The organism is Neobacillus niacini (assembly GCF_031457145.1).
Lineage (GTDB): Bacteria > Bacillota > Bacilli > Bacillales > Cytobacillaceae > Neobacillus > Neobacillus niacini_J.
Window position 1 is genome coordinate 14,831 of the sequence record NZ_JAVDVZ010000008.1, and the last position, 25,443, is coordinate 40,273.

General features: G+C 42.1%; 26 protein-coding genes. 1 reads left to right on the plus strand and 25 read right to left on the minus strand.

What is annotated here, in order from left to right; genetic code table 11:
• Positions 1–348: 348 nt before the first annotated feature.
• The 20 genes from upp to J2Y03_RS18235 all read right to left on the minus strand — a co-directional run bounded on the left by upp (position 349) and on the right by J2Y03_RS18235 (position 17,562).
• Positions 349–978, minus strand: a complete 630-nt coding sequence (gene upp, locus J2Y03_RS18140) for a uracil phosphoribosyltransferase (protein WP_310196437.1) — start codon at positions 976–978, stop codon at positions 349–351.
• A gap of 115 nt (positions 979–1,093) precedes the next feature.
• Positions 1,094–2,335 carry a serine hydroxymethyltransferase gene (locus J2Y03_RS18145; protein ID WP_310196439.1) on the minus strand — a complete coding sequence of 414 codons (1,242 nt, stop codon included), beginning with the start codon at positions 2,333–2,335 and terminating at the stop codon, positions 1,094–1,096.
• 196 nt (positions 2,336–2,531) lie between these two features.
• Entirely contained in the window at positions 2,532–3,107 is a 576-nt protein-coding gene (locus J2Y03_RS18150; RefSeq protein ID WP_310196874.1) for a TIGR01440 family protein, read from the minus strand.
• Between the two features lies 1 nt (position 3,108).
• Positions 3,109–3,549, minus strand: coding sequence for a ribose 5-phosphate isomerase B (gene rpiB / locus J2Y03_RS18155; RefSeq protein WP_132087752.1), 441 nt, complete (start codon positions 3,547–3,549; stop codon positions 3,109–3,111).
• Positions 3,550–3,613: 64 nt separating this feature from the next.
• A complete protein-coding gene (locus J2Y03_RS18160) occupies positions 3,614–4,063 on the minus strand; it encodes a low molecular weight protein arginine phosphatase (RefSeq protein WP_310196443.1) in 450 nt (149 codons plus the stop codon).
• Between the two features lie 83 nt (positions 4,064–4,146).
• Positions 4,147–4,695, minus strand: a complete 549-nt coding sequence (locus tag J2Y03_RS18165; protein ID WP_396954225.1) for a manganese efflux pump MntP family protein — start codon at positions 4,693–4,695, stop codon at positions 4,147–4,149.
• Between the two features lie 112 nt (positions 4,696–4,807).
• Positions 4,808–5,851 (minus strand): L-threonylcarbamoyladenylate synthase, encoded by a 1,044-nt coding sequence (locus J2Y03_RS18170; protein ID WP_310196446.1) that lies wholly within the window; start codon positions 5,849–5,851, stop codon positions 4,808–4,810.
• Positions 5,852–6,025: 174 nt separating this feature from the next.
• Entirely contained in the window at positions 6,026–6,472 is a 447-nt protein-coding gene (locus J2Y03_RS18175; RefSeq protein WP_310196448.1) for a GNAT family N-acetyltransferase, read from the minus strand.
• Positions 6,473–6,698: 226 nt separating this feature from the next.
• Positions 6,699–7,646 carry a stage II sporulation protein R gene (gene spoIIR, locus J2Y03_RS18180; RefSeq protein WP_310196450.1) on the minus strand — a complete coding sequence of 316 codons (948 nt, stop codon included), beginning with the start codon at positions 7,644–7,646 and terminating at the stop codon, positions 6,699–6,701.
• 109 nt (positions 7,647–7,755) lie between these two features.
• Positions 7,756–7,965, minus strand: a complete 210-nt coding sequence (locus J2Y03_RS18185) for a hypothetical protein (protein ID WP_132087734.1) — start codon at positions 7,963–7,965, stop codon at positions 7,756–7,758.
• A gap of 96 nt (positions 7,966–8,061) precedes the next feature.
• Complete coding sequence (gene prmC, locus J2Y03_RS18190; RefSeq protein WP_310196453.1) at positions 8,062–8,904, minus strand: peptide chain release factor N(5)-glutamine methyltransferase; 843 nt, start codon at positions 8,902–8,904, stop codon at positions 8,062–8,064.
• Positions 8,897–9,970, minus strand: a complete 1,074-nt coding sequence (gene prfA / locus J2Y03_RS18195) for a peptide chain release factor 1 (protein ID WP_132087728.1) — start codon at positions 9,968–9,970, stop codon at positions 8,897–8,899. The genes prmC and prfA overlap by 8 nt, the downstream gene beginning before the upstream one ends.
• Positions 9,971–10,161: 191 nt before the next feature.
• Positions 10,162–10,605: a hypothetical protein gene (locus J2Y03_RS18200; protein WP_310196456.1), complete on the minus strand. Its 444-nt coding sequence runs from the start codon at positions 10,603–10,605 to the stop codon at positions 10,162–10,164.
• Between the two features lie 151 nt (positions 10,606–10,756).
• A complete protein-coding gene (locus J2Y03_RS18205; RefSeq protein WP_132087722.1) occupies positions 10,757–11,368 on the minus strand; it encodes a thymidine kinase in 612 nt (203 codons plus the stop codon).
• A gap of 116 nt (positions 11,369–11,484) precedes the next feature.
• The gene (rpmE, locus tag J2Y03_RS18210) at positions 11,485–11,703 is read right to left on the minus strand and encodes a 50S ribosomal protein L31 (RefSeq protein ID WP_132087719.1); all 219 of its coding nucleotides are present in this window, start codon (positions 11,701–11,703) and stop codon (positions 11,485–11,487) included.
• 147 nt (positions 11,704–11,850) lie between these two features.
• Positions 11,851–13,116, minus strand: a complete 1,266-nt coding sequence (gene rho / locus J2Y03_RS18215; RefSeq protein ID WP_132087717.1) for a transcription termination factor Rho — start codon at positions 13,114–13,116, stop codon at positions 11,851–11,853.
• A gap of 270 nt (positions 13,117–13,386) precedes the next feature.
• Entirely contained in the window at positions 13,387–14,349 is a 963-nt protein-coding gene (gene glpX, locus J2Y03_RS18220; protein WP_132087714.1) for a class II fructose-bisphosphatase, read from the minus strand.
• 79 nt (positions 14,350–14,428) lie between these two features.
• Positions 14,429–15,718: a UDP-N-acetylglucosamine 1-carboxyvinyltransferase gene (locus J2Y03_RS18225; RefSeq protein WP_132087712.1), complete on the minus strand. Its 1,290-nt coding sequence runs from the start codon at positions 15,716–15,718 to the stop codon at positions 14,429–14,431.
• A 391-nt stretch (positions 15,719–16,109) separates the two neighbouring features.
• Positions 16,110–16,967, minus strand: a complete 858-nt coding sequence (locus J2Y03_RS18230; protein ID WP_310196464.1) for a class II fructose-bisphosphate aldolase — start codon at positions 16,965–16,967, stop codon at positions 16,110–16,112.
• Positions 16,968–17,190: 223 nt separating this feature from the next.
• Complete coding sequence (locus J2Y03_RS18235; protein ID WP_132087706.1) at positions 17,191–17,562, minus strand: response regulator; 372 nt, start codon at positions 17,560–17,562, stop codon at positions 17,191–17,193.
• A gap of 165 nt (positions 17,563–17,727) precedes the next feature.
• On the opposite strand from J2Y03_RS18235, the gene J2Y03_RS18240 reads away from it, so the two are divergent.
• Positions 17,728–18,231: a DUF2529 domain-containing protein gene (locus J2Y03_RS18240; protein ID WP_310196468.1), complete on the plus strand. Its 504-nt coding sequence runs from the start codon at positions 17,728–17,730 to the stop codon at positions 18,229–18,231.
• A gap of 152 nt (positions 18,232–18,383) precedes the next feature.
• Here the strand turns inward: J2Y03_RS18240 and J2Y03_RS18245 are convergent, their stop codons facing one another.
• The 5 genes from J2Y03_RS18245 to J2Y03_RS18265 form a co-directional block, all read right to left on the minus strand.
• Positions 18,384–19,979: a CTP synthase gene (locus J2Y03_RS18245; protein WP_132087700.1), complete on the minus strand. Its 1,596-nt coding sequence runs from the start codon at positions 19,977–19,979 to the stop codon at positions 18,384–18,386.
• Positions 19,980–20,225: 246 nt separating this feature from the next.
• On the minus strand, positions 20,226–20,807 hold the full coding sequence (rpoE, locus tag J2Y03_RS18250) for a DNA-directed RNA polymerase subunit delta (RefSeq protein ID WP_310196472.1): 582 nt from the start codon (positions 20,805–20,807) through the stop codon (positions 20,226–20,228).
• Positions 20,808–20,936: 129 nt separating this feature from the next.
• Entirely contained in the window at positions 20,937–21,146 is a 210-nt protein-coding gene (locus J2Y03_RS18255; protein ID WP_310196475.1) for a hypothetical protein, read from the minus strand.
• Positions 21,147–21,295: 149 nt separating this feature from the next.
• A complete protein-coding gene (gene icmF, locus J2Y03_RS18260) occupies positions 21,296–24,559 on the minus strand; it encodes a fused isobutyryl-CoA mutase/GTPase IcmF (RefSeq protein WP_310196477.1) in 3,264 nt (1,087 codons plus the stop codon).
• Between the two features lie 200 nt (positions 24,560–24,759).
• The gene (locus J2Y03_RS18265; protein ID WP_132087688.1) at positions 24,760–25,416 is read right to left on the minus strand and encodes a TetR/AcrR family transcriptional regulator; all 657 of its coding nucleotides are present in this window, start codon (positions 25,414–25,416) and stop codon (positions 24,760–24,762) included.
• Between the last annotated feature and the right edge of the window lie 27 nt (positions 25,417–25,443).

The window sequence follows — 25,443 nt, forward strand, 5'->3', positions numbered from 1 at the left end:
GCAGTTTTTTGGAAGAAAGTATTTGGTACCGGGCTTGTGCCGGTGGAGGGAATCTTGTCTTTTGTCCTCAAGGCCCCTTATTGAAGACAAATCTCTCTTCCTCTTCCTGGAGTTTTGTCCTCAAGACCCCCTATTGAGGACAAATCTCTCTTCCTCTTCCTGGAGTTTTGTCCTCAAAACCCCCTATTGAGGACAAATCTCTCTTCCTCTTCCTGGAGTTCTGTCCTCAAGACCCCCTATTGAAGACAAATCTCTCTTCCTCCTTCTGGAGTTTTGTCCTCAAGACCCCCTATAATTTATAAACAAAAAAACTGAGCAGACAAATTGTCTACTCAGCCTATCACAACCTTATTTCGTCCCAAACAACCGATCCCCAGCGTCACCTAACCCTGGCACAATATAACCATGTTCATTCAGCTTTTCATCCAAAGCAGCAATATAAATATCAACGTCTGGGTGTGCAGCCTTAACCGCCTCCACGCCTTCTGGTGCCGCGATTAAACACATAAATTTAATATTTTTCGCGCCGCGCTTTTTCAAGCTATCAATCGCTACATTGGCTGAACCGCCGGTTGCAAGCATTGGATCAACGACGATGAATTCACGCTCTTCCACGTCACTTGGAAGCTTGATATAGTATTCCACTGGCAGTAATGTTTCTGGGTCACGGTATAAACCAATATGTCCAACCTTGGCAGCTGGGATTAATTTCAAGACCCCATCAACCATGCCGATTCCCGCACGCAAGATTGGCACGATCCCGATTTTTTTCCCTGAAAGAACTTTCGACTTTGTCGGGCAGACAGGCGTTTCAATCTCGATATCTTCAAGAGACATATCCCTTGTGATTTCAAATGCCATAAGTGTTGCCACTTCGTCTACCAATTCACGGAATTCTTTCGTTCCTGTATTTTTATCTCGTATGTATGTAAGCTTGTGCTGAATAAGTGGATGGTCGAAAACGTATACTTTTGCCACACTAATCGCCCCTTTTATAAAATTTAACTCCGTCTCATTCTACAGAAAAACGGTATAGAGAGCAAGCCACATCAAAAAGAAATCGACCCACAAAGCGAGTCGATTTCACAAATGCTTAATATTCAGGATAAAGCGTGAATTTACCAGTTAACGCCTCAACACGAGCAGCAGCTTCCTTAAGCTTCGCTTCGTCTTCATGATTTTTCAAGGTAAACGCAATAATTGACGCAATTTCATCCATTTCTTCTAAACCAAAACCACGGCTTGTAACCGCTGCAGTACCGATACGAATACCGCTTGTTACAAAAGGACTTTGTGGATCAAATGGGATGGTATTTTTGTTCACTGTAATCCCCACTTCATCAAGAACCTTTTCCGCAACCTTACCCGTTAAGCCTAGAGTCTGCATATCTAAAAGCAGCAAGTGATTGTCTGTACCACCAGAAACCAACTTAACGCCTTCCTTAGTTAAACCTTTTGCTAAACGCTGTGCATTCGCAATGATCTGACCTGCATATTCCTTAAAGCTATCCTGCAGCACCTCTCCAAAAGCAACAGCTTTTGCAGCGATTACGTGCATAAGTGGTCCGCCTTGAATACCAGGGAAAATGGATTTATCGATTTTCTTGCCAAATTCCTCTTTACATAAAATCATTCCGCCACGAGGTCCACGAAGAGTTTTATGAGTAGTAGTTGTAACAAAATCAGCGTAAGGAACTGGATTCTGGTGAAGTCCAGCTGCCACAAGTCCTGCAATATGAGCCATATCGACCATTAAATAAGCGCCGACTTCATCCGCGATTTCACGGAATTTCGCAAAATCAATTTCACGAGGATACGCACTTGCGCCTGCAACAATCATCTTTGGCTTGTGTTCGCGTGCTTTTGCCAAGACATCATCATAGTTGATACGATGAGTGGTTTCATCAACACCATACTCAACAAAATTATATTGAACACCACTAAAGTTTACTGGACTTCCGTGTGTTAAGTGACCGCCATGTGAAAGGTTCATACCAAGTACTGTGTCGCCTTGTTCAAGGACCGTAAAGTAAACAGCCATGTTTGCCTGTGCCCCTGAGTGTGGCTGTACGTTTACGTACTCCGCACCAAAAATCTCTTTCGCACGATTGCGAGCAAGATCTTCAACAATATCAACATATTCACAACCGCCATAATAGCGGCGACCTGGATAGCCTTCTGCATATTTATTTGTTAACACAGATCCCTGTGCTTCCATTACCGCTTCACTAACAAAGTTTTCTGAGGCTATTAATTCAATTTTGCCGCGCTGGCGTCCTAATTCCTGTTGAATCGCTTCAAATACCCGCTTGTCCTGATTTGACAAATGCTTCATGGTAATCCCCCCTGTATGTAAGAACCTTTATTAACATTTTGAAAATTCCCTCTACATAATAGCACGTTTCTCTCTAAAAGAGAAATGGGATTTTGCAAAATCCGTATTTTTTTAATTTTTTCCAGGTGCAAGGACGAATAAATCCCGCTGTTTCCGAACATTTATATAAAAATATGGATAATAATTCGCCTTTAAATCAACTACAGCTTGAATTCCCCTGTGTTCTCTCATAGACAGCTCTCGCACCGCCAATTAATTTTGGTCGTGTTTTCGCTAACGTTACATGTGCATGTCCAACTTTTTTCTGGGACACTCTGATTGGTACCGCCACATGTTTCAAGTGCATACCAATGAAAGTTTGGCCAATATCAATGCCTGCATCCGCCGTCAAAAATTCAACAACAACCGCGTCCTCTAAATTCTCAAACGCATACGTTGCCATTGCTCCGCCTGCCTTACGAACCGGAACTACAGATACCTCTTCCAACGCCTTAGCATCAGCAACTGCTTTTTCAACGACAAGCGCCCGGTTCAAATGCTCGCAGCATTGAAATGCCAAACTGACACCCGTTTCTTGTGCAAAAATGCTTAACTGACGAAAAATCATTTCCGCCACCTCAGCCGTCCCTGATGTGCCGATTTTCTCACCGACTACCTCACTCGTGCTGCAGCCAACAACCATCAGCTGCCTCGGCTTTAATGAGGCTTGCATTTGAAATTCTGCTAAAATCATTTCAAGCTCTTTTTCCCATTTTTGAATCATTGTCCTCATCCTACTTGTTTTCGTATTCGCTGATTTTCCCAACACGAGTGGCATGACGGCCGCCTTCAAACTCTTCTGTCAGCCAAATTTGCGCAATATCACGTGCAAGTCCTGGACCGATGACACGCTCACCCATTGTGAGAATATTGGTATCATTGTGTGCACGTGTTGCCTTTGCACTAAACGTATCATGAACAAGGGCACAGCGGATTCCCTTAACCTTATTGGCTGCAATACTCATGCCAATTCCTGTTCCACAAATCAAAATCCCTCTATCAAATTCACCGCTTGCCACCTTTTGGGCAACCGGCAGGGCATAATCCGGATAATCTACAGACCCATCACACTCACAACCGAAATCCTGATACTCAATTCCTAAGATGTCCATTAAATTGGCGATTTCCTTACGAATATTGACACCGCCATGATCAGACGCTAACGCTACTTTCATACTAATAACCTCCTGTATTAATCCTCCCTTAATATTGACATACCGATAAAAAAATATAAAGCCCTCAACACTGAGAGCTTTGGATTTTTTCAATTGCTTTAGTAATTAATTTATCCAGCTCATGAAAGGTTTCCTGATAGATATCCAAGCTGCCGCCATAAGGGTCGACGACATCCACATCATAGTGCTCACCTGTAAATTCCTTTAACGTGAACACCTTACTTGATGTTTCAGGATATTGCTGAAGAATGGCATGTTTATGGGAGCCGGTCATCGTTAAAATTAAATCCGCCCATTGAACAGATTCCCGGTCTAGCAAACTAGAGGAATGCTGATGTTCGATATGATTGTCTTCGAGTACCTTTTTGGCGTGAGCAGATGCCTCACTCCCCATTGCCGCATAAATTCCCGCCGACTTCACATCAACGCCGTCTATCTTTTTACTTTTTAAAATCGCTTCTGCCATCGGACTTCTACAAGTATTACCTGTACAAACAAACAAAATGCGCTGCAAGCTGCCAGCCTCCTTTCATTATGTACTATCTTATCATTTCTCCATCCTACTTGAAAAAACCTTCCGTTTTCCGTGAAAGGTTTCTATAATAAAGGATATAGTAATTTTATTCCAAATGCTAACAGGATACTGCCCCCAAGCGCAGTGCTATACGAACCAACCCACCCCTGTGCCTTTTTCCCAATTAGTAATCCAGCCCATGTTAATATCGTTGCCACAACACCAAAGCAAATAATCACCACTATCGTTTTTGCCCCATATATTCCTAACGTAAGCCCGAGTGAAAAACTATCAAGACTGACACTTGTAGCAAAGATAATTAATCCGAATCCAGCCGGTGTCATCACTGACTCCTCGCTTTTTCGCAAGCTTGACCAAATCATTTGCCCCCCGAGCGCAATCAGCAGCAATCCTCCGACAATTGACGCGAACAATCCAAATTTATCAGATAGGAACTTGCCTGCGAGCATACCAACAAGCGGCATCCACACATGAAACAACCCAATCATTATCCCTATTTTAAAAATTTGCCGAAGCCTCAACTTGAACATACCCATTCCGAGGCCAACAGAAAAGGCATCCATCCCTAAAGCAAACGCCATTAATAACAGCGTCACCATTTCCCCAATCATCCCATACACGGTATCTCGACCCCCTCGGACTTGCCCTGCTAAAAACATATGCACGTCCAAAAGGAAATAGAATTCAAAAAAACAGGCCTCCTTATAAAAGAGAACCCGCTGCTTATTCAATAATGATTTTATTACCCGCTGCTTTTTGTAATCGATTCATGATCGCATGACCCACACCGGTAGTCGGGAACATTTCGCTAAAAATAATATCAACCTTTTCTTGGTTAAAGTTTCGTAACGTTTCATAAAGCGCTGTGGCAACAGTTTCAAGCTCAGCCCTTTTTCCACATGCAATCACAACATCCGATTTATAGTACTGCACAGTTTCTTCGGTTGTCAGCACACCCACTCGAAGCCCTTCATTTTGCTTTTCTCCTATTAAACGTTGCAGAAAAGACTTACTTCCATCCACTAAATAGAGCGGTGCGTTTGGAGCATAATGCTGATATTTCATCCCCGGAGCTTTCGGCTTAGAAGCTTCATCGCTCAACGCGGCATCAAGCTGAACCTCACCGACCACAGCCTCAAGCTGCTCCTTTGTAACTCCACCTGGTCGTAAAATAACCGGAATCTCCTCCGTACAATCTACTACTGTTGATTCTACCCCAACACCCGTCGAGCCACCGTCCAGCACACCAGCAATTTTTCCATTTAAATCATCCATCACATGCTGTGCATTCGTCGGGCTTGGCTTCCCGGAGCTGTTTGCACTTGGGGCAGCAATCGGCAGCTGGCATTTTTTCAACAACGCCAATGCCACCGGATGGTCCGGTATCCTAACTGCAACCGAATCTAAGCCCGCCGTCGCTTTATCCGACAGAACTCCATTTTTCTTTTTAAAAATAATCGTCAAGGGTCCCGGCCAGAACCGTTCCATTAGGATCTCAGCTTTTTCAGGAATCTCCTTAACAAATGCGTTAATTTGCTTTTTATCCGCAATGTGGATAATCAGTGGATTATCCATCGGCCTGCCTTTAGCAGCGAAGATTTTTTCCACAGCCACATCACTTTTCGCATTTCCACCCAGTCCATAAACTGTTTCCGTCGGCAGTGCCACCACTTCATCTTCTTGTAAAAAATGAGCGGCATCCACAACCTGTGGATTATTTTCGAGGTTATCCACATATTTATCCACTTTCCAGACTTTTGTATTCATAATTATCCACCTTTATTAGAAGCGCAAATGTTATCGAAATTTGCCGAATTTAGGCTCTTTGTCTCATATTACTTTTGAAAGTATAAAAGAAGGTGGGCATAAACACAACCCTTTATCCACAAATTGTGCATAACTATCTCGAAAAAGTGGATAACTTTTTGAATTAATCCACAATTATAGGGAAAACCTTAAAAATAACGAGTTATCCACACTAAATACCTGCCGAATGTGTTCAAGTGAATAAAGTTCAGCAGGCAATTGGTCCCGACCTACCATCACAAAACCTAGCAATTCAAAAAACGGCAAAGCCACACCTTTATTGGTTGCCAAAAACAAACTTCTCATTCCTTTTTCCTTCGCTAATTGCATCATCTGCGTAATCAGCAGAACAATATCCTTTTCTGCTTGTCCCGGCGAAACGACTAAGGATCGTAATAATCCACATTCCGCCAACGCCTCGATTCCCAGTGTACCCTTTATCGTCCCATCCTCATCCTCTAGCAATAAAAAGTATTCTACCGTTTCCTCAGTGAGGCCCTCTGTCCCAAGGCTCGCTCTCGTTAGGAACTCTCTTAAACTGCCCAAATCCTCTTTATTCGCGCAACGAATAAGTGCTTGCATCCCTACCACCTCTTTTAATTTATACTCTATCTCTATGAAAAAATTAGAGTACTAGAACAAAATCTAGTAAATTTATCGAAAAAACAAATAACCAGCCCCATTTCGGGTCTGGCTGCTTCACTTTTTAGTAGATATCTGCGATAAATCAATTATATCCGCGTTAATTGGAATATATCAGCGATAATCCCAACATATCCGCGTTAATTCAATTAAATCAGCGATGCCCTTATCTAAAAATACTATCAAACATCTCGACGACAAAGAACTTTACTTTAACCGGTTTTTCATCTTCTGAAGTGTAAACCGGGGCTTCTTTTTCCTTCTTTGATACCTTTTTCATTTCAGTTTGCTTTGTATCTTCTGTTTTCTTTTCTGTAACCTTTTCTACTACTTCTTGCTTTTCCTTTTCAACTACTTCTTGCTTATCCTCTTCTACTACTTCTTGCTTTTCCTCTTCTACTTCAACTTGCTCTTCCTCAGTAGCTGCTTCTACATTCTTTTTCCCACTTGAATCTTCTTCTATAATCTTCTTACCTGAAGTAATAACTTCTTCATCTATAACCTTCTTCTTCGTCACATTGCTAACTTTCTCTTCTACTTCCACTTCTCGCTCTTCCTCAATCTCTGCTGCAAGTGCCGTATTACTATCCTCAAAACCATCACTTTGTACCGCTACTCCATTTGAAAAATCTAGGAAGCATAATGGCGGATACAGCACGCACCACCAGTTGGCACCTGTCCCTTCACCCAGTGTAATCAAAATCGCCTGATACTCACCAGCTGGATATAAAAACTCACCATACAATTTAGTAGGAAACTGAACTTTACCAAATTCCACATTTACACTCTGCTTAGACCCCTGCTCAGCCACGACTTTTTCAGCAATGGCTTGAACCTCTGGAAGCTTCGAAGTTAATACCGCTTTTGCTTTTTCCATCGACGTTAACTCCTGAACCCATAACGTGATCTGCTCATTCACTGCGTCACGGACCATCCGTTTAATCTCTTGATCCTGTGCACTATCACTATTTGCTAGAATTCGGAGCCGAATCGCCTCAGCAGGAATCACAATCGAATCCTTCGCTACCGCTTCCGTTTTAGGTATATATAAATTCAATATCGTTCCCAACGATAAAATGATTAAATAAGACCAAACCAATACTTTACTATTCATTCTTCGCACCGTCCCTTCACTATCCTCATTGTGGACAAATGCAAAGAATCTTAAACTATTAAATTTTAAAATAATCTAGTTTATGAATAAAAAAATATGTACCAGATGATTACGGTACATACTTCAATATTCCATGTAAGTAAACGGAGTATTCTCGCCTAACACATTCCCTTAACTTGATTTTCCCTTCACTTTCCAATTCCCCAGCCCATTCTTCAATCGCTTTTTCATCTTCTTTTGTTGCCTTTGGAATCTCGGCTTCAAACAGATTACCGCGACTAGATATGCGCAGCTTTTTAAACAATTCCTCTTTATCCAATTGGGTCATCCCCTTTATCTATATATTCTACATAAAGATGGAATTTTCCTTTGATGCATTTAAAAAAAACCGTCCTAACACGTAGACGGCTTTTCGTTATTCAGTAATTTCTGCAAACACCATCCGGTCCTTGCCATTAATATCATTAATAATTTCTACCTTTACATTCTCAAAAGATTTTTTAAAAAGGTCGGCTACCGCCTCCCCCTGACCGGCCCCAATTTCAAAGCCAACCAGCGCGCTTGGTGCTATCACTTCCGGCAGCTCGTCCATAAAACGGCGGTAAAAATCCAGTCCATCCTCGCCCGCAAACAAAGCCCGGTGCGGTTCATGCTCTGTAACCACTACTGACATGGTTTCGATGTCACTCACAGGAATATATGGCGGGTTAGAGATGACTACATCAAACTTCTGCCCACGAAACGGGTTCAGCAAGTCCCCTTGCACAAATTGGATGTCCGCGTCTAGTTGCTTGGCATTTTCTCTCGCTACTTTCAAAGATTCCTCGGCAATATCAGAGGCATAGAGTGATAACGAAGGCTGCTCAAGCTTTAAGCTAATCGCAATCGCCCCACTGCCCGTGCCGATATCAACAACCTTTAACTCCCGCTTATCGATACGCTTCAATGTTTCGTAAACAAGTTCTTCCGTTTCCGGCCGTGGAATCAGGACCTCTTCATTCACCATAAATGTCCGGCCATAAAACTCCTCAGAACCGATTATGTATTGAACCGGCGTTCCTTTCACATGCTCGTGAACCGCCGCTTCAAATCGACATAATTCTGGCGGTGACAGGCACTCCCTCATATTACCAAACAACTGCGCACGTGACATTCCAGTAATATGCCGAAGCAGGAGTTCACCAGCATGTTCCTCACGATTGGCTTTTTTTAAAAAAGAAGAAGCCCATTGCAGAGCTTCATACATTTTCTTACTCATCTGAACCACTTTCAAGCTTGCTTGTTTGGTCTTCTAACGTTAACGCATCGATGATTTCGTCAAGCTTGCCTTCGATGATTTGATCAAGCTTCTGAAGGGTTAGCCCGATACGGTGATCGGTCACACGATTTTGCGGGAAGTTATAGGTACGGATCCGTTCAGAACGGTCCCCGGTACCAATCGCTGATTTACGGACTGAATCATACTCCGCCTGTGCTTCCTGCTGGAACTTGTCATAAACACGCGCACGTAAAACCTTCATCGCTTTGTCCTTATTCTTGTGCTGCGATTTTTCATCCTGGATGGAAACAACGATTCCAGTTGGAATATGTGTCAAACGCACCGCTGACATCGTCGTGTTAACGGACTGCCCGCCGGCGCCGCTTGAAGCAAACGCGTCAAAACGGATATCTTTATCATGGATTTCGACTTCTAGTTCTTCCGCTTCTGGTAAGCAAACAACAGTAGCAGTTGAAGTGTGAATTCGTCCGCCAGATTCTGTTTCCGGTACACGCTGCACACGGTGAGCACCATTTTCAAATTTCAACTTGGAATAGGCACCTTGACCATTGATCATAAAGCTGATTTCTTTGTAGCCGCCGAGACCAGTTGCGTTGGCATCAATCAGTTCCGTTTTCCAGCCCTGTGCTTCTGCATAGCGGCTGTACATACGGTAAAGTGTACCGGCAAAAAGTGCAGCTTCATCGCCGCCAGCAGCCCCACGGATTTCAAAGATAACGTTTTTGTCATCATTGGGATCCTTCGGAATCATCAGAAACTTCATTCTTTCTTCTAATTCCTCAATTTGCTTTTCTAGCTCATTGACTTCTTCCTTGACCATATCACGCATTTCATTGTCAAGCTTTTCTTCAAGCATTGCCTTGGCATCGTTGAACTGTTCGCGGACATCTTTATATTCACGATACGTTTGTACGGTCTCTTGTATATCAGATTGTTCTTTTGAATATTCACGAAGTTTTTTTGTATCATTAATGATTTGTGGATCGCTCAAAAGCTCATTTAATCTTTCGTAACGATCTTCAACAGATTGAAGACGATCAAACACAGTTACCACCTCTAGTTTTTGTCCATAACATTCTAATTATAGTATAGGTGAAAACCCCCGTCAAAAACAAATTCAGGGGGAAGAATTTTTTTGGTGATTTTTGGGTGTGGTCGTCGTTTGGGGTTAGGCACATAAGCAAACCTACTGACCCTAAACAAAACTAAAAAAACATGCCCTGAAGTCAGAGCATGTTATCGTTCTCTTATATCAATCGTGTATCGTGGCAGAGCACTCTGAAGCTTTTTGTGAAGGCGGTCAATGGCTTTGTCACGTTGAGCTCCATTTAATTGACTTCTTCTATCCACTTTTACCGTCATCTGATCTCCTGCGTTATTGATCCAGATTGAATCCGATCTAAAATCATCCGTTCCATTGACAATATCTCTGGCGATGTCAATATCCCTGCCCGTATTGTTTCTATTTGAGGCATCGTTCTGGCTGGTTCCCCTTAGATTAAGGAAATTTGGATTTTGGTCAGACATCGGACCCATGTGCCGGTTCACTCTGTTGGACATAAAATTTGGGTTTACATTGTCTTTACGTATATCGTAGGCAGTATTGGTAGTGTCATTTCCCTTCATACATCCCGTTAACATAAGAACAGCAAATAACGAACCAAATAACCACTTTTTCATAACTGGCACCTCCTACAACTATCATTCCCGCACTTCAACTGAATCCTTCAAGTCAAATCCTGCCAACAACCAAAACAGCAAAAAACCTGAGAAGTTCGACCTCCCAGGCTGTTCTTGTATAAATAATTGTATAAATACTTGTATAAAGGCTCTATTCTGTATAAACGGTGACAGGCACCCGAGATGCTGTTTTAGGTACTTCATGATGGTGACGGCATCTTGGCTCGTATGCTTCTGAAGCGCCGACTAAGATGACTGGATCGTGATACGATGCCGGTCTTCCGTCAATTAAGCGCTGCGTCCGGCTTGATGGCGATCCGCACACACTGCAAACTGCCTGAAGTTTTGTTACGGTTTCAGCTATGGCCATCAATGCCGGCATTTGTCCGAAAGGCTCGCCGCGGAAATCCATATCTAGTCCTGCCACAACCACACGATGACCGCTGTCAGCCAGCTGTTGGACAACTCTAACAATTCCTTCATCAAAAAATTGAACCTCATCGATGGCGATGATATCGATATCCGCCTCTACATGGTGTAAAATCTCAATCGAATGGGAAATGGGCTTCGCATGAAAAGAGGTGCCATTATGGGAAACGACAGATTGTTCGCTATAGCGATTGTCTATTTTCGGTTTGAAAACAACTATTTTTTGTTTAGCAAATTGTGCCCGTCTAACACGACGAATCAATTCCTCTGATTTTCCTGAAAACATACTCCCGCAGATAACCTCAACCCATCCGAGTTGCTTCATTAAATACATAAATCGGCGTCTCCTTCCTATGTACGAACCCTATTACATCTATATTTTTAAAATTCAACTTGTTTTATTCAATTAAAAAACAGGCAAGTAAGTTTCTGCTTGCCTGTTTTGAAAAATTATTCTCTAGCGTTTAGGTCTTTAAGACCGTATTTTTTGTTGAAACGGTCTACACGTCCGCCTGCTTCAGCGAATTTTTGACGACCAGTATAGAATGGATGACATTCAGAACATGTTTCAACGCGAATTTCATTTTTAACTGAACCAGTTTCAAAAGTATTTCCGCATGCACAAGTCACCTGTACCATTTTATAATTTGGATGAATTCCTGCTTTCATTCTTTTCATCTCCTTCCGCCCTGAATCCTTCGAAACAGAGTTATATAAATGCCAGTCTTAAGGACAAGCACCAAATACTAAAAATACACTGTTCACATTATAACAAGGTGAACCTATTTTGGCAAGTTGGGATTTTATGGTTTTATACTAAGATCTTCTACCCTTTAATTCTTCCCCAATCTGTGCGAAAAACTCTTCGTTGGATTTGGTTTGTTTTAATTTTTTCAAGAAGCGCTCGGCAAAGTCTGGTGAATCGGACATGGATTTTCTGATTGCCCATAGCTTGTCCAGATGATCCTTTGGAAGCAGCAGCTCTTCTTTCCGTGTACCAGAGCGGCGAATATCAAGCGCAGGGAAAATACGGCGTTCTGCAAGCTGACGATCCAAATGCAGTTCCATATTACCTGTCCCTTTAAATTCCTCATAAATGACATCATCCATCCGTGAACCTGTATCGACTAATGCCGTAGCGAGGATGGTTAAGCTTCCGCCTTCTTCAATGTTTCGGGCTGCCCCAAAGAAACGCTTCGGACGGTGGAATGCCGCTGGGTCAATACCACCAGAAAGAGTTCTGCCGCTTGGCGGGATAACAAGGTTATACGCACGCGCCAAACGTGTGATACTGTCCATCAAAATGACGACATCACGTTTATGCTCCACTAAACGCATCGCACGATCAAGCACAAGCTCAGCGACTTTAATATGGTTCTCAGGTACCTCATCAAACGTCGAGCTGACAACATCACCGGCTACAGAGCGCTCAATGTCGGTTACTTCTTCCGGTCGCTCATCGATTAAGAGCACGATTAATTCCACATCAGGGTGATTGGTGGTAATGCTGTTGGCAATTTCCTTTAACAGCATCGTTTTCCCTGCCTTTGGAGGCGCGACAATTAAGCCCCTTTGTCCAAATCCAACTGGAGCAACTACATCCATAATTCGTGTTGAAATATGTTTTGGAGTGGTTTCGAGTTTCATATGTCTATCTGGATAGAGAGGAGTTAATGCTGGGAAGTGAACGCGTTCTTTTGCTGATTCTGGGTCTTCACCGTTAACTGCTTCTACATGTAAAAGTCCGTAATAACGTTCATTTTCTTTTGGAGGTCGAACCTTACCGGAAACTTTATCCCCATTTCTTAAATCGAAACGACGGATTTGCGATGCAGAAATATAAATATCTTCCGAACTTGGTGAGTAGTTGATTGGTCGTAAAAATCCGAATCCTTCAGATTGAATGATTTCAAGTACGCCTTCCATAAAAAAATAACCTTGCTGCTCAGCACGTGATTTTAATATGGCAAAAATAAGTTCTTTTTTCGATAATTTGCTGTAGTAGGTTACCTTAAATTCACGCGCAAGCTCATAAAGCTCCTTAAGCTTCATGTTTTCTAAACTAGATATTGTTAAGTCCATAGTACACCACACTTTAAAATTTTTACTCTACTTCCGTCACATGAGTTACATTCGTATAATAGAGGATTTCTGAATTTCAATAAAGAGGAAATAGTAGAATTGAATAGAATAGCAGAATATAGTATATGTTAAAACACTATCTATTTTACCCATAGTCATAAATATTAATCAACTGGAAATTTTCTATTTGTGGGAGATGATAGATTTTTCATGGAGATAAGAGACTAGAATCGATACCCTAGTCTCTTACTAAGTGTTTACTATAAAAATTTATCTAATCACTAAATTTGGTTTCTTTTTCAAACTGTGACGGCCTTCAACAAATCGAACCGTTCCAGATTTGGCACGCATAACGATGGAGTGAGTTGATCCATAAGAACCTTTAAATTGAACACCGCGGAGCAGTTCGCCGTCGGTTACGCCGGTTGCTGCGAAAATCGCGTCGTCTCCTTTAACAAGGTCTTCCATGCGAAGCACCTTATTAACATCTAATCCCATTTTCACACAGCGCTCTAATTCTGCATCGCTTTGTGGTAACAACTTGCCGATGATTTCACCGCCAAGACATTTTAAGGCAACAGCTGAGATTACGCCTTCCGGTGCACCGCCAGAGCCAAATAGAATATCTACGCCGGTATCATCAAATGCGGTATTGATAGCACCCGCCACATCACCATCATTAATCAATTTAATCCGTGCGCCTGCTTCCCTGAGCTGAGCAATGATATGCTCATGGCGTGAACGGTTTAAAACAGTAGCCACTACATCCCCGATATCCTTATTTTTCGCCTTCGCGACTGCTTTTAGGTTATCGAGAACAGAAGCATTGATATCGATAAGCCCTACTGCTTCAGGACCTACAGCGATTTTTTCCATGTACATATCTGGAGCATGCAGCAAATTACCATTATCCGCAATGGCAAGAACTGCTAAAGCGTTCCAGCCGCCGGCTGCTAAAATATTGGTTCCTTCAAGCGGATCTACGGCCACATCTACTCGTGGTCCGAAGCCTGTCCCAAGTTTTTCGCCAATATACAGCATAGGTGCCTCATCCATCTCGCCTTCACCAATCACAACGGTTCCCTTCATCGGAATCGTGTCAAACACATCACGCATTGCTGATGTGGCAGCTCCGTCTGCTTCATCTTTTTTCCCGCGTCCCATCCAGCGTGCAGAAGCAAGTGCAGCAGCCTCTGTTACGCGAACAAGCTCCATTGATAGACTTCTCTCCATATTCTAACTCCCCCAATTTTCATTTATACCTTTAATAATATTATTAGTATAACAGATTCAAGGAATTAGTATAGCTTATTTACGTATTTTTTAACTGTTCGACTTCTTCTTTTGATAATGCTTCACGCCAAACCGTTGCACCTAAGCCATTTAGTTTTTCAACAAGCTGGCTATAACCCCGATCAATATGCTCGAGACCTGTCACTTCGGTAATTCCCTCTGCCATAAGCCCGGCAATGAAGAGCGCGGCTCCAGCTCTTAGGTCACTTGCCTTCACCTTTGCACCTTGAAGATTTAGAGGTCCACTAATAATGGCTGAGCGGCCTTCAACTTTAATATTAGCATTCATTCTTCTTAATTCATCAATATGTTTAAAACGGGCACCATATATTGTATCAGTTACAACACTAGATCCCGCTGCTTTTGTTAACAACGTAGTAAACGGCTGCTGCAGGTCGGTTGGGAAGCCCGGATAAACAAGTGTTTTAATATCAACGGACTTCAGTTTTTCTGAACTGCTGACAAACACCTGGTCATCGCTGGTTTCGATTTTAACACCCATTTCGCGGAGCTTGGCAATCAGCGATTCTAAGTGCTGTGGAATGACATTATCGATTAAAACACCATCGCCCACTGCTGCACCTAAAATCATATAAGTACCGGCTTCAATTCGATCAGGAATAATCGTATGACGACAGCCATGAAGACTATCGACTCCATCAATCCGAATAACATCTGTTCCTGCACCTTTAATTTTTGCACCCATGTTCGTTAGCAGGGTAGCTACATCGATGATTTCCGGTTCTTTTGCGGCATTTTCAATAACCGTCCTACCCTTTGCCCGCACTGCTGCTAACATGATATTAATCGTTGCCCCAACGCTTACAACATCAAGGTAAATTCGCGCACCACGCAGCTCGTCCGCACGCAAATAAATGGCTCCCTGCTCATTGGTTATCTGGGCACCAAGTGCTTCAAATCCCTTAATATGCTGATCAATTGGCCGTGGCCCAAGATGACATCCACCCGGTAAACCGATGACGGCCTTTTTAAATCGACCAAGCATCGCCCCCATGAGATAGTAAGATGCGCGAAGCATCTTCACTTTTCCATTTGGCAATGGCATCGAAATCATCGACGATGGGTCAACCGTCATATCAAAATCATCCGAAAGCTCAACTTTACCGCCAATTTCTTCGAGCAGGTCCTTTAATATCTCTACATCTGAAATATCCGGCAGCCCTTCTATTGTTACCGGTGAATCTGCTAAAATGGTTGCTGGTATCAACGCAACTGCACTGTTTTTTGCGCCACTTATTCTAACGGTTCCCTTAAGCGGATATCCGCCCGCAATTTTAAGTTTTTCCATGTTCGACTCCCTTCTACGCCATTGGGATGGATTGTTACCTTTTCATTTATTCTAGTATAAACCATTTACTTCCAATAGCAAATTACATAATCCGACAAATTGTCTATCATCTAGTTTACACCAATATATTATTTTCATGTATCATTATCAAAAAAAGTTTGAAAAAATGGGAAATTTAGACGATACGGCCTTCCCAATTCTTTAAGAAAGCTTTAATACCTTTGTCTATTAATGGGTGGCGGAACAATCTGATTGATATTTCGCAACTTTCAAAATTCTTCCTACAATTTTTAACCGCCCACTCTGAAAAGGGGCGGTTAAAAAATTTCTATCAATGCACTAAACATTGGATAGTTTTTATAAAAGTTAAAAATATAGTTCTAGCCGCAGATTACGCTCTGCCTGATGAACCGAATTCGCGCATTTTACCGATTACAGTTGCTTTGATAGCGTCGCGAGCTGGTCCTAGGTATTTACGTGGATCGTATTCATCTGGTTTCGCAGCCAATGTTTCACGAACCGCTTTTGCAGATGCAATTTGGTTTTCAGTGTTAACGTTAATTTTCGCTGTTCCAAGTGAAACTGATTGTTGGATATCCTTTAATGGAATTCCAGTTCCGCCGTGAAGTACAAGCGGCAGACCAGTAATCTTGCCGATTTCTTCCATCTCTTTGAAACCAAGGTTTGGTTCACCTTTGTAAGGACCATGAACAGATCCTAATGCTGGAGCAAGACAGTCAATACCTGTACGCTTAACAAGCTCTTCACACTCTTTTGGATCCGCGTAAATAACGCCTTCAGCAACAACGTCATCTTCTTGTCCGCCAACTGTTCCTAATTCAGCTTCAACCGAAACACCTTTAGAATGAGCGTATTCTACTACTTTTAAAGTAGTTTCAATGTTTTCTTCAAATGGATGATGAGAAGCGTCAATCATAACTGATGTAAAGCCAGCATCAATTGCTTCTTTACATTTTTCAAAGCTTGAACCGTGGTCCAAGTGGATCGCAACAGGTACAGTGATTTTGTAATCTTCTAATAAACCTTCTACCATTTTCACAATTGTTTTGAAGCCACCCATATAACGAGCTGCTCCTTCAGAAACACCAAGAATAACTGGTGATTTTTCAGCTTCAGCTGCTTGTAAAATAGCTTGGGTAAATTCTAGGTTATTAATGTTAAATTGCCCAACAGCGTAGCCTTCCGCTTTCGCTTTAATTAGCATTTCTTTCATTGAAACTAAAGGCATTTTATTTCCTCCTTGGTATAGGTCTTTATCTCCTCGTATAAGAGCTTTCCTCTTTAAGGATTTCCTACCATTTTACTGATTATGTATTCCCCGAGAAAGATAATTGTTAGAAAAAGTTCATATGTATCATATCAAACAAGTTCATAAAATACCATCATTCAGACACTAGTTTTTGAAACTGTCACAATGAAAGCGGAACCACTGTACTATTGCTAAAAAGTGATTAATTCGCTTTTTCTGGAATGTGTTTCCTAACTGCCGCACGTATATCATCAATATCAAATGGCTTTGCAAAATGAGTAATCGCACCAAGATTCTTGGCTTCTTGTATCATATCCAGCTCCCCATAAGCCGTCATAATAATAACGCGAATATCAGGATCAATGACTTTCATTCTTTTTAAAATTTCAATACCATCCATACCAGGTATTTTCATATCTAATAGGACGAGATCTGGGTCATGCTTCGTAACAATATCAAGTGCCTGTATTCCATTTGCTGCCTGAAAGGTTTGATACCCTTCTTTTGAGAATACCTCATTTAATAAAATCCGAATCCCAAATTGATCGTCAACAATTAAAATTTTCTCCTTCATAACTCCACCTCTTCCATCCTATTTAATTATCTAAAGATTCCTATTTCTTCCACGTAGATATCTTCGACATTTTTCTTAAAAACCCTCTTATTATTTAAAGGTAATTAATGGTAATTGTCTTTTATTTTCAAAACGCTATAATAACCTTGTGAAGGAGGGGTTGGATTGTTAAAAATGTTTACCACCCAAGTGACCGGACTATTCAAAAGAATCGCAGATAAAGAAGAGTTTTCCTTTGAGGACGGTGCCCGCCTGCTAGCTCAAGGGCAGAATATTTATCTTTATGGCTTACGAGAAATGAAGGCTGTTGAGTTCGAGGCTTTAGAAGGTGCCGAACCATTAAAAGGGGCAAAAGTGTTAACCAATGCTGAAGAATTGACCAGTGCTGACAGGGTACTGTTGTTCACACGGACTTCCGCTGATCAAGAGGCGATTAAATGGGCATTGAAACTTCAGGAAAAAGACATCCCATTTGTCGCTGTATCGACAGAGGTTCCAGATGGAAGGCTAGCGGAACTGGCGGAAGTTCATCTTAATTTACAGCTGACCAAGGGTTTGTTGCCAGATGATTTCGGAAATCGGTACGGATATCCGTCTTCGATGGCAGCTTTGTACGTATATTATGGATTGAAATTTACGATTGATGAGATTTTTGCAGAATATGCGTGATGTTTTGCGGCCTAGATTTGGCCGTTTTTTTGTTTTGGACTTTTTTCTTAGGGTTTTGGACTTTTTTACAACCGATTTGGACATTTAGACATTATCTGGAAATCAAACACATAAAAAAGCCAGCCCTCATCAAAGAGAACTGGCCTAGTATCTTATTTTTGTAATGTAGCTTTAATAAAGTCACGGAAAAGCGGCTGCGGACGGTTTGGTCTTGAAACAAATTCCGGATGGAATTGTGACGCAACAAACCATGGGTGGTCTGTAAGCTCAATGATTTCCACTAGACGGCCATCTGGGCTTGTCCCGGAGAACACAAATCCGGCATCTTCCATTTCTTGACGGTAGTGATTGTTAAACTCGTAACGGTGACGGTGACGCTCATACACCACTTCATCCTCATAGGCAGCGTACGCTTTTGTTCCCTCAACCACCCGGCATGGATATAAACCAAGTCTTAACGTTCCACCTAAGTCCTCTACATCCTTTTGCTCAGGAAGTAAATCAATAATTGGGTGCTTGGTTTCAGGCGCAAACTCTGCAGAATGCGCATCCTGATAACCGAGAACATGGCGTGCATATTCAATCGTTGCCAGCTGCATGCCTAAGCAAATGCCAAGGAAAGGCTTTTTCGCTTCACGCGCATAACGGGTTGCTTGGATTTTCCCTTCAATCCCACGGTCACCAAAGCCGCCAGGAACAAGGATTCCATCCACATCATGCAAAAGCTCCCCAACATTCTCAAGCGTAACATGTTCGGCATTAATCCACTTAATTTCGACATCTGCATCAAACGCATAGCCTGCATGCTTCATGGCCTCAACAACAGAAATATAGGCATCCTGAAGCTCAACATACTTCCCAACAAGCCCGATCCGTGTTTTACCAGAAAGATTTTGAACCTTCTCAACAAGTGCAATCCATTCTGTCATTTCTGGCTCTGGTACCGTTAACTTCAAGTGATTACACACGATTTCGTCCATGTGCTGTTCTTGAAGGGCTAACGGAATCGAATAAAGGGTATCGGCGTCGCGACATTCAATCACTGCTTTCGCGTCGATATCACAGAACAAAGCAATTTTATCCTTCATATCCTGTGAAACCGGTAGTTCGGTACGAACGACGATGATATTTGGCTGAATACCAAGACTGCGAAGCTCTTTAACACTATGCTGTGTTGGCTTAGTCTTCATTTCACCGGCTGCTTTAATGTAAGGGATTAACGTACAGTGGATATACATGACATTCGAGCCGCCAATATCACTCTTAATTTGACGGATTGCTTCAAGGAATGGAAGTGACTCGATATCCCCTACAGTTCCGCCGATTTCAGTTATAACCACATCAGCATTTGTTTCATTGCCCGCGCGGAAAACACGTTCTTTAATTTCATTGGTAATGTGCGGGATTACCTGAACCGTTCCGCCTAAATAATCGCCTCGGCGTTCCTTGCGCAAAACAGTGGAATAGATTTTCCCAGTCGTCACGTTACTGTATTTATTTAAGTTAATATCGATAAAGCGTTCGTAGTGTCCTAAGTCCAAATCCGTTTCGGCACCATCACCGGTCACGAACACTTCACCATGCTGGTATGGACTCATGGTTCCAGGGTCCACGTTAATGTATGGATCAAATTTTTGAATCGTGACATTCAATCCACGGTTTTTTAACAAACGGCCTAAAGAGGCTGCGGTAATACCTTTTCCTAACGATGAAACCACACCGCCAGTTACAAAAATATACTTCGTCATAAAATAATCCTCCTCTAATTCAGTTTGTGCAATCTTCGTGCTGTTTAAGGCTTCTTTTATAAAAAATTTTATATGTAAAGAAGTCTCGGCTGAAGCGCCGAAAGAGCTTGTATCATGGACTGACAAAATAAAAAAGCACCCCACATACGTAAATCGTAAGGGAGCGCTTTATAAGCTAATGATGATCCGTTCCTTTTTTAAGGAGCCCAAAAAAGATTTTACAAGTGCAGGATTAAAAAGTCAAGCCTATATTAGCTCGTCGTCTTCGTCCTCTACTTCATCAAGATCTTCGTCTTCTTCCTCGAGGTCTTCGTCTAGGTCTTCTTCAGCATCAAGTTCTAATTCATCATCATCAATGACATCATCGTCATCGTCTAACTCATCAACATCGTCGAGGTCATCAAGAAGATCATCATCATCCTCATCGAGAAGGTCATCTTCATCGACAAAGTCATCCAACTCATCTTCAAAGTCTTCATCAATTTCATCGACATCATCAAAGTCATCATCGACTTTCTTTTTCGCCTTTTTCTTCTTAGGTTTAATAACAGTGACGACTTCTTCTTCCTGTGTATCAATTGGATACCAAACGCGAAGTCCCCAACGGTTATCCCCTAAGGATAGAAAACGACCATCAATATTTATGTCTGTATAGAATTGTGCAATTCTGGAATTAATTTGTTTCTCTGTGATTTCTGTAGCTGCAGCAATTTCTTTAATTAAATCGTGGAAGGAAATTGGCTGTTTGCTGCCTTTTAGAAATTCATACGCCATCTCAATGAGGGATAACTCTTTTAATTGCTCTTTTGAGTAACCTTGTAAACTCAATATCGGCACTTCCTTTCTCTATTTAACACTCTATGTAATGAGTGATAACGGGCAAAAACTTTAGCACCTGCGTACTAGGATTTTGACATATTCTTCATTATAAACAATATTCTCCCGTTTATGCTAGTTCTATCTATTGTTTTGCTTGATTTTTTCCCGATTAGGCTGGGTATCATCCGCTTTTTTCTCTTTTTTTAGCATTTTCAGCTCTCTCATTGCCAGCACTAAGAAAAAAATAGCCAGCACGAGAAAGGAAATTGCCCCTAATTGGTGTTGATAGAGATAGTATAACGGCCAGGCTAAAATAATTAAAATCAAAAACATAGAATTCTTCTTCATCCGTCAACACCCGCCCCGGGATCCAATGATGTTCGCCCATCTATTATATAAGAAAAATAGGTAAGATTAGTACTTAGTCAAAAAAATAATTTTCACAACAAAAACAATGGCTTAAAAGCAGCTGCTTTTTAAGCCATTGAACCAGATTTCTACATATTCCTGCGGTATTGCCCGCCTACTTCATATAATGCCCTGGTAATTTGACCCAGGCTGGCTACTTTTACGGTTTCCATTAATGCTGCAAAAATGTTTTCGTTGTTAACCGCTGCCGCCTTTAATCGTTCTAATGCTTTGCTAGTCTGTGCTGCATGTGCCTGTTGAAAAGCACGTAAATTAGTAATTTGCAATTCCTTTTCTTCGTATGAAGCCCTTGCCAGCTCCATGCTGTCGATGTCTTCTGCAGAAGGAGGATTCGGATTTAAATACGTATTCACCCCGATGATTGGCAGCTCACCAGTATGCTTCTTCATTTCATAGTACATTGATTCGTCTTGAATTTTCCCGCGTTGATACTGAGTTTCCATCGAACCAAGCACACCGCCGCGGTCATTTAATCGTTCAAATTCCTGCAGAACCGCTACCTCTACAAGGTCGGTCAGTTCTTCCGCAATAAATGAACCTTGGAGTGGGTTTTCATTTTTCGTTAATCCATGCTCTTTTGTAATAATCATTTGAATCGCCATCGCGCGGCGAACCGATTCTTCTGTCGGCGTCGTAATCGCCTCATCATACGCATTGGTATGAAGCGAATTACAGTTATCCTGCAAAGCCATCAATGCCTGCAGCGTGGTCCGAATATCATTAAAGTCGATTTCCTGAGCGTGCAGAGAACGACCTGAAGTTTGAACATGGTACTTCAGCTTTTGACTGCGCTCACTCGCACCATATTTATCACGCATCACCGTTGCCCAAATCCGACGGGCCACCCGGCCAATAACGGTATATTCCGGATCCAAACCATTCGAGAAGAAGAACGACAGGTTTGGCGCAAAATCATCAATCTTCATTCCGCGGCTTAAATAATACTCAACATAGGTAAAGCCGTTTGAAAGCGTAAAAGCCAGCTGTGAAATCGGGTTCGCCCCTGCTTCAGCAATATGGTAGCCAGAAATCGAAACGGAATAATAGTTACGCACCTGCTGGTCGATAAAATATTGCTGGATATCGCCCATCATCCTTAGTGCAAATTCTGTTGAAAAAATACATGTGTTTTGGCCTTGGTCTTCTTTTAAAATATCCGCCTGCACGGTACCGCGCACGGTTTTTAACGTAAAAGCCTTCACTTGAGCAAATTCCTCTACGGTTAACACGCGGCCAAGCTCAGCTTCTTTTTTCTTCACCTGCTGATCAATCGCCGTATTCATGAACATCGCTAAAATAATCGGGGCCGGACCATTAATCGTCATGGAAACTGATGTCGATGGATGACAAAGATCAAAGCCGTCATAAAGCTTTTTCATATCATCAAGCGTACAAATATTGACACCGCTTTCGCCGACCTTCCCAAAAATGTCAGGACGATGATCCGGGTCCTCTCCATACAATGTCACCGAGTCAAATGCGGTACTTAGCCGTTTTGCATCATCATCCTTGGATAAATAGTGGAAGCGGCGGTTTGTTCGTTCCGGCGTTCCTTCCCCAGCAAACTGGCGCTTCGGATCCTCCCCTTCGCGCTTGAACGGGAATACCCCAGCAGTGTATGGGAAAGACCCCGGTACATTCTCACGATAAACCCAGCGCAGGATTTCACCATAATCCTTGTATTCAGGCAATGACACCTTGGGAATATCAAGCCCTGAAAGGCTCTTTGTTTTTAAAACGGTAATAATTTCTTTGTCGCGGATTCTCGTAACAAATTTGTCTGCCTTATAAGCAGCCTTTGTTTTTTCCCAGCCATCGAGAATTTTCTTCGACTCTGGTGTTAATTTCTCTTCTGTTGCTTTTTTAATCGCTTCTAAAGAAACAACTACTTCCTCGTTTGCTTCTGTCTCTTTAACTGCCGCAATTGCTCCTTCAAGCTGGAACAATTTCCGGGAAATATTCGCCTGCTCCTCAGCCTTTGCATGATAGCGGCGTACGGTTTCCGATATTTCCCGAAGGTAATAACGGCGGTCAGTTGGGATGATAACATTTTGTTTTTCCACTAACGCTGATTTAGAAAAAGAAGTCACCCAATCTGTACTCATTTTTTCATTAATTTTTTCAATTAACGCCGCAAATAAAGCATTGGTACCAGGATCATGAAACTGGCTCGCAATGGTACCGTAAACAGGCATGTCACTTGTGTCTTTTTCAAACAGCATATGACTGCGCTGATATTGCTTTTGCACCTGTCTTCGTGCATCCTCAGAGCCCTTACGCTCAAATTTATTAATAACAATTAGGTCAGCAAAGTCAATCATATCAATTTTTTCAAGCTGTGAAGGTGCCCCGAACTCACTTGTCATCACGTAAAGGGAAACATCACATATCTCTGTAATCTCTGCATCCCCCTGACCAATTCCACTCGTTTCCACGATTACAAGGTCAAATCCCGCTGCTTTTACCACCTGTACAGCATCCTTTATTGCCAGCGATAGCTCCGATTTGGAAGATCTCGTTGCCAGGCTTCGCATATACACATTGTGATGGAAAATCGCATTCATTCGAATTCGGTCACCTAAAAGTGCACCGCCCGTTTTTTGCTTCGTCGGGTCCACCGATAAAATCGCCACTTTTTTATCAGGCAGCTCATTAATAAACCTACGGATCAATTCGTCTGTCAGCGAGCTTTTTCCAGCACCGCCTGTTCCAGTGATTCCGACAACTGGAATCTCCTTTGTTAACGTTTTTACTTTTTCCAGCAGGCTTTCAGCTGCGGCAGCTGCTTCACGGTTGCTATCAACATGAAGCTCAGCAAGGGTAATCAGTTTTGAAATCGCATTGACATCCCCTGCTGGCAGCTTTTCAATGTACGCTGCATGATCAGCAGAAACCGTTGGAAAGTCGCACTCCTCGAGCATTCGATTAATCATGCCTTGAAGCCCCAACGCTCGCCCATCCTCAGGTGAAAAAATCCACGCGATTCCATAATCATGCAGTTCTTTAATCTCACGCGGGATAATAACACCGCCGCCGCCGCCATAGATGCGAATGTTTGGCGCACCCTTTTCCTTCAGCAAATCATACATATATTTAAAATATTCCACATGGCCGCCTTGATACGAAGAAATCGCAATCCCCTGCGCGTCCTCCTGGATCGCTGCATTGACAACCTCTTCGACCGAACGGTTATGTCCAAGGTGAATGACCTCTGCTCCGCTTCCTTGAAGAATTCTTCTCATAATATTAATTGAAGCATCATGACCATCAAACAAACTCGACGCTGTCACAAAACGAATATGGTGCTTCGGCTGATAAACCTCTGTACTCATATGTCTCCCCCTTTTTTTAAGGCTCTTTTCTTTAACTTTGTTGCTTATTGGAACAAAATTTAATAAGAAAAGAGCCTGCAAACTAAATTCAAAAGCGCAAAAAAACTATTTTCACGTTAAAATCGGCTTTAAGATTTTAACAACAATTTTTTTAAAAAACAGCCTTTTTAAAAAATGAACCTAGAATCCATTCCCAACATTTATTTCATTATGGAACCTTTCTCCTGCACCTGACTTATTCCATTAATCCCTGAAAACAATAGCTCAGTCTGCAATTCAATATATTCATCCAATGTATACAGCTTTTGCAATGACCAACGGCGGAAGCTCCACATTTGCCCCTCAACAATAATCGTATGAGAAAGGATTTTGATTTGTTTTTTAGTTACGTTCAATTCACCATTTTCCACACAAAGTGTAATCAGTTTTTCGAACATTGCCGCCATTTCATTTTCCTTATTTAACACATATGGGAGGGCATCCTTGGTAAGCGATTTGGCCTCTTGATACATAACCAAGATTTCCTCCTGCAATTCATCAATAACCCGAAAATAATTAGCAATCCCCAGCTTCAGGCTTCCGAGCGTGCCTTGTTTATGCTCAAGATCCTGCTGCAGCCGTTCGCTCACATGTTCATAAATGCTATCACAAACCAAGTAGAGAACATCTTCCTTCGTCCGAATGTACTCGTATAAGGTCCCAATGCTGAAGCCCGCAGCCTTGGCAATTTCCCTTGTGGTTGTCCGGTGAAACCCCTTTTCTTTAAAAAGTGATACCGCCCCTTTGATCATCTGATCTCGTCTTCTTTGTACAAGGCGCTCATCTTTAACCGAAGCCTGCACTTCACGCTTTTTCATCCCTTTTTACCGCCCTTTGTTCAAAGT

Excerpts from the sequence above, each read along its gene's own strand:
- J2Y03_RS18265 (WP_132087688.1), bottom strand. The coding sequence starts at position 25,416 with ATGAAAAAGCGTGAAGTGCAGGCTTCGGTTAAAGATGAGCGCCTTGTA.
- J2Y03_RS18170 (WP_310196446.1), bottom strand. The coding sequence starts at position 5,851 with ATGAATACAAAAGTCTGGAAAGTGGATAAATATGTGGATAACCTCGAA.
- J2Y03_RS18200 (WP_310196456.1), bottom strand. The coding sequence starts at position 10,605 with ATGAAAAAGTGGTTATTTGGTTCGTTATTTGCTGTTCTTATGTTAACG.
- J2Y03_RS18145 (WP_310196439.1), bottom strand. The coding sequence starts at position 2,335 with ATGAAGCATTTGTCAAATCAGGACAAGCGGGTATTTGAAGCGATTCAA.
- icmF (WP_310196477.1), bottom strand. The coding sequence starts at position 24,559 with ATGAGTACAGAGGTTTATCAGCCGAAGCACCATATTCGTTTTGTGACA.
- rpmE (WP_132087719.1), bottom strand. The coding sequence starts at position 11,703 with ATGAAAGCAGGAATTCATCCAAATTATAAAATGGTACAGGTGACTTGT.
- prmC (WP_310196453.1), bottom strand. The coding sequence starts at position 8,904 with ATGAGTAAGAAAATGTATGAAGCTCTGCAATGGGCTTCTTCTTTTTTA.
- J2Y03_RS18255 (WP_310196475.1), bottom strand. The coding sequence starts at position 21,146 with ATGAAGAAGAATTCTATGTTTTTGATTTTAATTATTTTAGCCTGGCCG.
- J2Y03_RS18245 (WP_132087700.1), bottom strand. The coding sequence starts at position 19,979 with ATGACGAAGTATATTTTTGTAACTGGCGGTGTGGTTTCATCGTTAGGA.
- J2Y03_RS18230 (WP_310196464.1), bottom strand. The coding sequence starts at position 16,967 with ATGCCTTTAGTTTCAATGAAAGAAATGCTAATTAAAGCGAAAGCGGAA.
- J2Y03_RS18150 (WP_310196874.1), bottom strand. The coding sequence starts at position 3,107 with ATGAGGACAATGATTCAAAAATGGGAAAAAGAGCTTGAAATGATTTTA.
- rpiB (WP_132087752.1), bottom strand. The coding sequence starts at position 3,549 with ATGAAAGTAGCGTTAGCGTCTGATCATGGCGGTGTCAATATTCGTAAG.
- glpX (WP_132087714.1), bottom strand. The coding sequence starts at position 14,349 with ATGGAGAGAAGTCTATCAATGGAGCTTGTTCGCGTAACAGAGGCTGCT.
- J2Y03_RS18225 (WP_132087712.1), bottom strand. The coding sequence starts at position 15,718 with ATGGAAAAACTTAAAATTGCGGGCGGATATCCGCTTAAGGGAACCGTT.
- J2Y03_RS18175 (WP_310196448.1), bottom strand. The coding sequence starts at position 6,472 with ATGCAAGCACTTATTCGTTGCGCGAATAAAGAGGATTTGGGCAGTTTA.
- J2Y03_RS18205 (WP_132087722.1), bottom strand. The coding sequence starts at position 11,368 with ATGTATTTAATGAAGCAACTCGGATGGGTTGAGGTTATCTGCGGGAGT.
- rho (WP_132087717.1), bottom strand. The coding sequence starts at position 13,116 with ATGGACTTAACAATATCTAGTTTAGAAAACATGAAGCTTAAGGAGCTT.
- spoIIR (WP_310196450.1), bottom strand. The coding sequence starts at position 7,646 with ATGAATAGTAAAGTATTGGTTTGGTCTTATTTAATCATTTTATCGTTG.
- J2Y03_RS18165 (WP_396954225.1), bottom strand. The coding sequence starts at position 4,695 with ATGATTGGGGAAATGGTGACGCTGTTATTAATGGCGTTTGCTTTAGGG.
- J2Y03_RS18235 (WP_132087706.1), bottom strand. The coding sequence starts at position 17,562 with ATGAAGGAGAAAATTTTAATTGTTGACGATCAATTTGGGATTCGGATT.